We start from the raw sequence: 7,880 nt of genomic DNA on the forward strand, positions 1-7,880 counted from the left end.
GCGACGACGATGTGAGCCGTGTTCGTCATAGGTCCAGACACAGGGCCGATACAGCGCCATCCCGCGCCATCCCCTGTATCCAGACCCAGACCCTATCCGCACAAGGCAGCCGTCACCGAGCGCTTACCCAGCGCCCGCCTTGGCGCTCCCGACCTCCTGGACCTCGGCCGTCTTCTGATCCTTCGCGCTCATCGAGCTATGGTGCTGACCGTCGCCGGACTGGCCCTTGGCTGGGTTCGACATTCGTGACCTCTCCTATCGTGGTCACGCGGCAACTGCTCGCATCGAGCGCAGTTCAGGCGAAGCCGTCGTGTGCGACGAAAGGCCAGCCGCGCTGCCGGCGATCGGCCCGTCAGCCCTGCCGTGCCTGCTGGATAGCCAGCACGTCCGCGAATGGCTTCGACACCACATGCCGCCCTGACGCGTCGTAGACCTCGATGGTCCATGACGACCAATCGAACGACGCGCGACCGAGCATCACGTCCAGCGCGACGCGCTCCGCATAAACACGCATCAGCGCCCAGGTCGGCAACCGCTTGCCCCGCAGATCGGTCACGAGGTCGGGCCCGTCCGTGCAGGCGGAGCGCTTCAGGCTTTGGGAGGATCGGTCGTGGGTGGGTCGTAGCGCTCCTTGAGCTCAGCACGCCCGCCTTCGGTGATCCTGTACTCGCTGCAATCTGTTTTCTGGTCCGTGCGCCCGGTGGCGACAATCAGGCCCAGCACCTCAAGGCGACGCATGTAGGCGTTCACTTTGTAGAAGCGTGCCCCGGTCTGGGCCAACGTCTGCAGGCGGTAGAGGCTGCCTGGAGGGAGCTTGTGCATCGATCTCCAGCCTGAGCCTCAGCGCTGCACCGCCTCGATATCGTCCTCGTAGATCGAGTCGGGCTGGCAGGCGTGCCACTGCTTCTTCTCGTCGACCTGGTCTTTGCGGCCCCAGCAGTAGCCGGCCTGTGCCAGGCGGCCGCTCAGACGATATCGGAGCCGGCACTGCTCTTGGGCGACGTCGGCATCTCCTGACCCCTCACACGCCTTCGAGGCCTTCAGTTCTGCCGTCAGCAACTCTGGAACGGTCGGCATCTGCTGCTTCCCGCTGGCGCCTCCAGCCGTGACGACCAAGGCGAGGGCGGCGAGGGTTGTGCGCATCCCGCAGGATAGCCACGGGGAGGCTGTTGTCGAGCGTCGAAGGCCGGGCCCTACAATCATCGATTTCGAGCTATCGTTGCCCTGTCGCCTTCCAGTGGCCCCTTCGAGCCCGGCATAAGCCCACTATCGATCGGCCAAAGCGCCAGCATGATACCGGCAATCAAGGTCGCAAGTGATCCGAGCCGTCCGATGTGCCGTCTAGTGACGAGCATCACGACGAGAACGACGAGCAAGGCAAGGAGAAGCGCGAGCATGAGCATGAGCGGAGCTCCTTCATCGGTGATGCGCTTAGTTACTCCAACTTAAGCGCTTTCACAGCGTCAACAGGCTCGTCTGGATGACACTGGTCGGCCGCGATCGAATTGAGATCCGTATCCTGGACCATTTCGGATGGGTGGGGTTCGAGCGTCATCCTGTGTCTGTCTGGCGTGTCCTTGGCGGCATACTGATGATCGCCGGCGTCGGGCTCGTAGCGCTCTTCTGATCGCACCTAGTGTTTCAGCCTGGTCAGATGCAGCTTCAGCTTCCTTGGTGAGCTACGAGTCATGCTTTCAGGGATGGAACGCCGACAACCATCCCGACACAAATGCCCTATGTCTGGATGATGAGACGATCCTCCCCCTCGGCAATTCGCGTCGCGACGCTGCTCTTCCTCGCCTTATCCAGTGCCGCCGTGGCCGAGACGCGGGCCTTCATTCTCGTTGGGCTCGACGGCAAAACCTTCTTCGAACCAGAGGGCGCCCGGAACGGGCCGAACGGACACGATGCGGTGGGCATCATCGACGTTAGCGATGAGGCTCGGCCACGGCTCGTTCATACCCTGCCCCTCGATAATTCGGTCTATGGCCCGCCCACGAACCTGCAAATCACTCCGGATGGCCGGCTCGGCCTCATGGCGAGTTCGGTTCTGATGCGCCAGGAGGGTACGGCGTGGTACGCGCACGCAGACGACCGGCTGCACGTCGTCGACCTCGCCGCAAACCCGCCCCAACTCATCGAGAGTGTCCGGGTGGGGCTCCAACCATCCGGCATCGCCATCAACAAGGCCGGCGACCTCGTCCTCGTCGCTAACCGCGAGGGGCGCAGCGTAACGGCCCTAACGATCCTGGACACCGTTGTGCGCGCCGTTGCGACGGTCGATGTCGGTGATGAGGCGGCGGCGGTGGCATTCACACCTGACGGAAAGCGGGCCTTCATAGCCAAGAACAAGGCGGCGCGGATCGGCGTGCTCGCGATCGACGGGACCAAAGTGCGCTACGACCGCAGCCTCGACATACCCGTCGGCTCGGGAGTCTACGGGTTAGCGGTGACGCCGGATGGTATGCTCGTACTCACCGGCAACACCGGCCCGGAGCCGAGCGACGGCCACGCCGATACAGTGAGCGTGATCCGCGCCGATGCGGCCCGGCCGCTCGTCATCGACCATATTGGGATCGGCGACACGCCGGAGGCCCTGGCGATTGCCCCGGATGGCCGCCATGCCGTCGTTTCGGTGGTGCGCGGGGCGAGCGCGCCGCACAGCGCTCCAGGCTACACACCGACCGGCGTCGTGGCGCTGCTTGCCATCGATCCCGACGGCAGAGTCCGGCGCGTGTCCAAAGCCGAGGCAGGGGCGGTGACCCAGGGGATCGTGTTCAGTCCGTCCGGCAGCTACGTCTACGTCGGCAACTACGTCGACCGGACGATTGGCGTGTACCAGGTCTCCGGCGATACGCTCACCGACACCGGCTACCGCTTGAACCTTCCCGGCCAGCCCGCATCCCTGGGCGGGCGATAAAGTTGCTTCCCAGGGACCTAAGCGATGTGAATCCTCTACGGCTTCTTGGCACCGCAGATTGTGCTGGCGGGCTCGATGCGCCTTGGTCGACCTTCTATTTGCAGGTCTCTTCCAGCCGTTTGTACAACGCGCTCAGGCCGGCGAGATCGATGTCTTCCGAGATGGCCTCGTGCCAGCGGTCGAGTATCCGAAACCTGAAGCGGTGCGCTTCGACGGTGTCGTTGAAAGCGTCTCCTTCGATAGTGATCCTGCCCTCCGCCTGCATGGCTTCGGATGGGAGGACCGGCGTCGAAGCATCCCCGTCATCGACCCTGTACTGATAGTTGAAGACCGAGTTCTTAGGCATTCCGGTCACGCTGATCCGACCCCGCGTGACCTGGACACGGGACGGGGTTTTAGGCGTCAGGACGCAGGAGCCGGCATCGGATTTCCTGAGATCCCAATTGCCCTCGCTGGAGATGGTCGTGCCGAGCACCTGTGCCGTTGCGATGTCGACGGTCAGGCATGCGAGGCCCGCCAATATCAGTAGCTTCATGTCGGTGCTCCTAACCCGTACCCGATGCCGGCAAACGCACGGGCAGGCGCCGAGGTTACTCTCCGTGCTCATGCCGCGGCCACGACGGGCAACTCGTCGACGCGCGTCGTGTAGCGGTGTGAGCGCATCTCGAACTTGGTCGACCACTCCCGCCTCGAAGCGAACCCGGCCGAGCCGGGCACGACCTCTCCCCGACCGAACCGTCGATTGCAGGCGTCGAGCGCCCCCATCAAGGCGGCCCCGTGCTCCTGGTCGAGTTGCCCGAGCCCCGGGAAGGCCCGCTGCGAGGCCGCCAAGGGGACGAGGTCGGTGGTGACCACGCCGGCCTTGGAATAGCGGTACCCGTCCCTCCAGGTCTTCCGCACGCCGTGCAGGCATGCCTTCACCAGGACCAGAGTGTCGTTCGTCGCCTCGGGCACGGGGCAATGGAGCCGAGATCCACGAGCCCACGAAGCTACCCCAAGCCTAGTGGAGGGCATCACCCCTTGCCGAGCCGCTTGTGGTTCGCCCGCACCTTCCGCCGGTAGTCGCGCACGACTTTCTGCGGCGTCCCGCCCAGGGCGATGGTCGCGGCCGCCTCGCTGGCGGCCTTGACCTTCTCGGCCACCATCAGCCGCGCTTCCTTGTCCGCCTTTGGGCCGCCGAGCATGAACATCGCCATGCGCTGGCCGATCACCATCTGCGCCTCGACGCCGAGCATCGCGAGGTCGGTGCTCACCGCGAGCCAGGATGCCGGCTTGGCCCGTGATCTCCGACGTGCGCGCATGGTGTGGTCCTCAAACCCTGGAAACCTGGACGGCCAACGCGCGTCACGCCGCATCCTTCCGTATGACGGTCAGCCCGCGCTCGTTTCCTGGGCCAGCCAGTCCACGACTGCACGCAGAGCGGCGCTATCCCCCGCGCCGGCGTCGATGACGGTCGCGTAAGCAGCCAGTTGACCTGCAGCGCTCGATCCGTTGCGGGCGATGATTTTGGCATGTGCGACCTGGGCAGCGCATCCAAGTGCCGCCGCATCGTCGGCGATCAGATCGAGGAGCGCATCGACAGCTTCCGAAACCGGTACGACGCGCTCGGCAGTCTCGTCGATCAGCGACGCTCCGGTACCATCGCGCTCGGCCCGCCACAGGTTCTCCATCACGAACCCGCGTGATGCTCCTGTCAGGCAGTCATGGATGTCAGGTCGACGGTCCAGCAAGCGAACGAGGCACCGATAGATCTGGGCGACGGTCAGGGTGTCTTCGAGACGCGTACAGCTATCGGCGACGCGTAGCTCAAGGGTCGGGTACCGAACCGAGGGTCGGATGTGCCACCAGAAATAAGTCGGGTCCGGCACGGCGCCCGCGGCCGTCATGACCTTCACATAGCGGGCATAGTCGTCGGCGTTGTCGAACAACTCGGGCAGGCCCGTGCGCGGCAGCTCGGCGTATGCCCGAAGCCGATATCCGTGCAGACCGGTCCGGCGGCGGTCGTAGAACGGCGATGATGTCGAGAGGGCGAGCAACAGGGGGAGGAACGGGTAGATCCGCCGCATGATGTCGACCCGTGCCTCGGGGCGCGGCACCTCGACGTGGACGTGCATGCCAGCGACCACGGAGCGGCGTCCGGTGATCTGCAGGTCGTCCATCATGCCGCGGTAGCGTGGCTTGTCGGTCTCCTTCTGAACGGACCAGATCGCAGTCGGGTGGGTGCCGGCAGCGAACAGCTTGAGCCCGTGCTTGCGTGCGGTGCCTTGAAGCTGATCACGAAGGTTGCCGAGCGCAGCCCGCGCTTCCTCGACGCTCGCAGTCGGCGCAGAGCAGATCTCGACCTCGTTCTCCAGGAGTTCCCGCTCAACCGAGCCCAGACGTTTGGCATCGTCGTGGAACCCCTGGATCGAACTGCGCGGAGCACCCCGGGAGCGTGCGCTCGCCAGGAAGAACTCCTCCTCGATCCCGAACTTGAAGTCGGGCCCCGAGCGCTGCGCCATTTCGTGCTCCCATTCAGCAGGACGACGTTTGGCACTTTCGAACAGCAGTTCCGGAGCGCCGGCTCACGATGTCGGACGATGGATCGATAAGGCATTTATCGGGCCGTGTAGGGAATGCAGACCTGGGTTCGTCGCCGAGAAGCAGACGTTCCGAGTACGACCCAACGCGGTCGCTCGGACCGCTGGCGGCGCTTCCCCAAAGCGGTCGCACGCCAGCCGTCCGGCAGCTTCAGCTCGGGGTAGCATGCGGACGTTAGGAGTGTCAGGGTCAGTCAGTGATGCTGCAAGTCGTCAACCGCGTGCTACCCGGCCTCGGGCAATCCTACGGACCGCCCGGTGATGGGCCGTTCCCCACTGTCATGATCCTGCACGGCTCGGAGGGGGCGTGGTCAGGCTACAGCTACCTGACGGCTGCCATCCTAGCCGCTCATGGCTTCCTGGCCGTCCCGTTCGGCTACTCGGTAGGCGGCGACGTATGGAACGCGGGCGACATCCGAGATGTCGCCCTTGACCGGACGGCCGAGGCTCTGGCTGAGCTTCACGCTTTACCCCTGTCTGGCAAGGTTGGCGTCTACGGCGTCTCGCGCGGAGCCGAACATGCCCTACTCGTCACCTCTTTGATGGCTCGGGACGGCGTTCCCGGCTTGCCGGATGCCGTGGCTGCGCATGCTGCACCCGACGTGATCTGCGGCGCTTTCGTTGGTGCAAGCTGTCGGGACAGTGGTGATCCCGGATGGCGGGCTTGGGACCCAGCGGAGCGAGCATGGACGTGGCGTGGGTCGTCCGACACTCTGCTCCCGACCACGCCGATTGAAATCGAGCGGTATGCCGGGCCCCTGTTTCTTAGCCACGGCACGCGGGACACAATGTGGTCGGTTGCGATGACACAGCGGCTCGAAGCGCGCTTGCTGCAGGCCTCGCGCACGCCGGAAGTGCATCTGCTGGTCGGCCAAGATCACAACCCGCATGGCGAGCATGAGAATGAACACCATCGCATGCTCATTACTTTTCTGCGGCAAACTCTGGCGACCATTTAGGATCCGGAGCGAAAATTTAGCGCTTTGACAACAGCAAGCTCATCAAGACCTCGTCATAATATTGCTCGCCAATTTTCAAAGCGCGCTGTTCAACTCCGTATCTTTTGAAACCCGCCGACTCGTAAAGTTTTAATGCCGCTGCATTCGCCAATCCAACAGTTAGATTGACTTCCTCGACCATCAATGAGGCGTGGTCTATTGCTGTCTTCAATAGGATAGCCCCGACGCCGGCGCGCCGAGAGCGCAGGCGGACATACATTCCCCATATCACTGCTTTATGCTTCGTTTTAGCAGCCTCAGGTCGATAGACGCCCACGATACCATCGAGTCGCATCCCATCTACAGAGCGTGCCCCGAACACTACAGCGTCATCCAAACGGGATGAGAATTGTGCTTCCGAGTGCGTCGCCTCATCCTCCCAGGATGCTCCAAACGCCTCCGGATGATCACGTAATCCTTCGAGTCGTAGCTCGCGGAAGACAGCCGCATCAGCGCTGGTCAAGCGAACAATCTCCAAGGAACGGGCTCGCGCTTCGGTGCTCATCGTAGGAGCTTACCGCCGGAGAGGCTGTTCCGCTATGAGTTGGAGGCGAGCAGAACAGCCACGTCCGCTTCCCTGCTTTGTCGCCCGAAAGGAGACCGGCGAAAATCCACCCAAGGCGGAAAGGCGGGGTTGGTCAGAGAACGTCTATATCCAAGACATTATCTTGACGGGGCAAACGACTGCACCGGACGCGCTGCGGTCATAGAGACTTCATGGCCTCCTCGACGTTGCCGCAGAGGAGGCCGGGCTTCATATTTCAGTCCCTTCCGCCAAAGCGAGCGCGTCTTCAACGTCCACGCCGAGATAGCGTACCGTACTCTCAATTTTGGTATGCCCGAGCAGGATTTGCACCGCGCGTAGGTTGCCGGTTCGCTTGTAGATCAACGCCGCCTTTGTTCGGCGCAGAGAGTGCGTACCGTAGTCTTCGCGCCGTAGCCCGATGCCCGTGACCCATTCATCCACCAGTCGGGCGTACTGCCGGGTGCTTATGTGAGCCTCGTGGTCGATCCGGCTCGGGAAGGTGTAATCGTCGAGCCCGCCCCCTCGGCACCCCAGCCAAGTTAGAATGCTGGTACGTGCTGGTTCCAGCAATTCGAATTGAACAGGCCGCCCAGTTTTTCGCTGAACGACGATGACGCGCGCGCGTACATGCCCGCCGCTCACGAGCTCACCGATCTTCAATTTGACGATATCGCAACCGCGCAGCTTGCTGTCGATGGCGAGGTCGAACATAGCGCGGTCGCGTACACGCCGTGATCGGCCCCCACGAGGTGGTCCAAGGGTAAAATTAGTGCACGGTGGGCCGCTCCGCCACGGGTAGCTTGGCCGGCGGAGCTGGTCTGGCAAGCGCAGCCGGCCAAGCGGAGAAGGCTGGCATG

General features: G+C 63.5%; 10 protein-coding genes and 3 pseudogenes. 3 read left to right on the forward strand and 10 right to left on the reverse strand.

Features of this window, described 5'->3' with window-relative positions:
• Positions 1 to 352: 352 nt before the first annotated feature.
• Genes FV222_RS11985 through FV222_RS12000 form a run of 4 tightly spaced genes read right to left on the reverse strand, consistent with a single transcriptional unit; the run spans position 353 to position 1,403 of the window.
• A complete protein-coding gene (locus FV222_RS11985; protein ID WP_246685432.1) occupies positions 353 to 556 on the reverse strand; it encodes a hypothetical protein in 204 nt (67 codons plus the stop codon).
• Positions 557 to 588: 32 nt separating this feature from the next.
• Positions 589 to 822, reverse strand: coding sequence for a hypothetical protein (locus FV222_RS11990; protein WP_147814391.1), 234 nt, complete (start codon positions 820 to 822; stop codon positions 589 to 591).
• Between the two features lie 18 nt (positions 823 to 840).
• Positions 841 to 1,143, reverse strand: coding sequence for a hypothetical protein (locus FV222_RS11995; RefSeq protein WP_147814393.1), 303 nt, complete (start codon positions 1,141 to 1,143; stop codon positions 841 to 843).
• A 56-nt stretch (positions 1,144 to 1,199) separates the two neighbouring features.
• Positions 1,200 to 1,403 carry a hypothetical protein gene (locus tag FV222_RS12000; RefSeq protein ID WP_147814395.1) on the reverse strand — a complete coding sequence of 68 codons (204 nt, stop codon included), beginning with the start codon at positions 1,401 to 1,403 and terminating at the stop codon, positions 1,200 to 1,202.
• Positions 1,404 to 1,516: 113 nt separating this feature from the next.
• Between FV222_RS12000 and FV222_RS12005 the strand changes: the two are divergent.
• Positions 1,517 to 1,627, forward strand: a pseudogene (locus FV222_RS12005) (DMT family transporter); the annotation flags it as partial.
• 102 nt (positions 1,628 to 1,729) lie between these two features.
• Positions 1,730 to 2,920 carry a YncE family protein gene (locus FV222_RS12010; protein WP_246685433.1) on the forward strand — a complete coding sequence of 397 codons (1,191 nt, stop codon included), beginning with the start codon at positions 1,730 to 1,732 and terminating at the stop codon, positions 2,918 to 2,920.
• Positions 2,921 to 3,014: 94 nt separating this feature from the next.
• Here the strand turns inward: FV222_RS12010 and FV222_RS12015 are convergent, their stop codons facing one another.
• The 4 genes and pseudogenes from FV222_RS12015 to FV222_RS12030 all read right to left on the reverse strand — a co-directional run bounded on the left by FV222_RS12015 (position 3,015) and on the right by FV222_RS12030 (position 5,421).
• Positions 3,015 to 3,455, reverse strand: coding sequence for a hypothetical protein (locus FV222_RS12015; protein ID WP_147814397.1), 441 nt, complete (start codon positions 3,453 to 3,455; stop codon positions 3,015 to 3,017).
• Between the two features lie 68 nt (positions 3,456 to 3,523).
• Positions 3,524 to 3,874 (reverse strand): annotated as a pseudogene (locus FV222_RS12020) (DUF4113 domain-containing protein); the annotation flags it as partial.
• Positions 3,875 to 3,933: 59 nt separating this feature from the next.
• A complete protein-coding gene (locus tag FV222_RS12025; RefSeq protein WP_147814399.1) occupies positions 3,934 to 4,221 on the reverse strand; it encodes a hypothetical protein in 288 nt (95 codons plus the stop codon).
• Between the two features lie 69 nt (positions 4,222 to 4,290).
• On the reverse strand, positions 4,291 to 5,421 hold the full coding sequence (locus FV222_RS12030) for a carboxylate-amine ligase (RefSeq protein WP_147814401.1): 1,131 nt from the start codon (positions 5,419 to 5,421) through the stop codon (positions 4,291 to 4,293).
• Positions 5,422 to 5,699: 278 nt separating this feature from the next.
• Here FV222_RS12030 and FV222_RS12035 point away from each other — a divergent pair, with 278 nt between their 5' ends.
• Positions 5,700 to 6,458 carry an alpha/beta hydrolase gene (locus tag FV222_RS12035; RefSeq protein ID WP_147814403.1) on the forward strand — a complete coding sequence of 253 codons (759 nt, stop codon included), beginning with the start codon at positions 5,700 to 5,702 and terminating at the stop codon, positions 6,456 to 6,458.
• 16 nt (positions 6,459 to 6,474) lie between these two features.
• On the opposite strand, the gene FV222_RS12040 is transcribed toward FV222_RS12035, so the two are convergent.
• On the reverse strand, positions 6,475 to 7,002 hold the full coding sequence (locus tag FV222_RS12040; protein WP_147814405.1) for a GNAT family N-acetyltransferase: 528 nt from the start codon (positions 7,000 to 7,002) through the stop codon (positions 6,475 to 6,477).
• 249 nt (positions 7,003 to 7,251) lie between these two features.
• Positions 7,252 to 7,755: pseudogene (locus tag FV222_RS12045) on the reverse strand (tyrosine-type recombinase/integrase); the annotation flags it as partial.
• Between the last annotated feature and the right edge of the window lie 125 nt (positions 7,756 to 7,880).

Origin of the sequence: Methylobacterium sp. WL103, assembly GCF_008039885.1 — a bacterium.
Lineage (GTDB): Bacteria > Pseudomonadota > Alphaproteobacteria > Rhizobiales > Beijerinckiaceae > Methylobacterium > Methylobacterium cerastii.

What these genes read in the sequence shown, in the direction of transcription:
- FV222_RS11990 (WP_147814391.1), bottom strand. Translation starts at nt 822, where the DNA reads ATGCACAAGCTCCCTCCAGGCAGCCTCTACCGCCTGCAGACGTTGGCC.
- FV222_RS11995 (WP_147814393.1), bottom strand. Translation starts at nt 1,143, where the DNA reads ATGCGCACAACCCTCGCCGCCCTCGCCTTGGTCGTCACGGCTGGAGGC.
- FV222_RS12000 (WP_147814395.1), bottom strand. Translation starts at nt 1,403, where the DNA reads ATGCTCATGCTCGCGCTTCTCCTTGCCTTGCTCGTCGTTCTCGTCGTG.
- FV222_RS12010 (WP_246685433.1), top strand. Translation starts at nt 1,730, where the DNA reads ATGCCCTATGTCTGGATGATGAGACGATCCTCCCCCTCGGCAATTCGC.
- FV222_RS12015 (WP_147814397.1), bottom strand. Translation starts at nt 3,455, where the DNA reads ATGAAGCTACTGATATTGGCGGGCCTCGCATGCCTGACCGTCGACATC.
- FV222_RS12025 (WP_147814399.1), bottom strand. Translation starts at nt 4,221, where the DNA reads ATGCGCGCACGTCGGAGATCACGGGCCAAGCCGGCATCCTGGCTCGCG.
- FV222_RS12030 (WP_147814401.1), bottom strand. Translation starts at nt 5,421, where the DNA reads ATGGCGCAGCGCTCGGGGCCCGACTTCAAGTTCGGGATCGAGGAGGAG.
- FV222_RS12035 (WP_147814403.1), top strand. Translation starts at nt 5,700, where the DNA reads ATGCTGCAAGTCGTCAACCGCGTGCTACCCGGCCTCGGGCAATCCTAC.
- FV222_RS12040 (WP_147814405.1), bottom strand. Translation starts at nt 7,002, where the DNA reads ATGAGCACCGAAGCGCGAGCCCGTTCCTTGGAGATTGTTCGCTTGACC.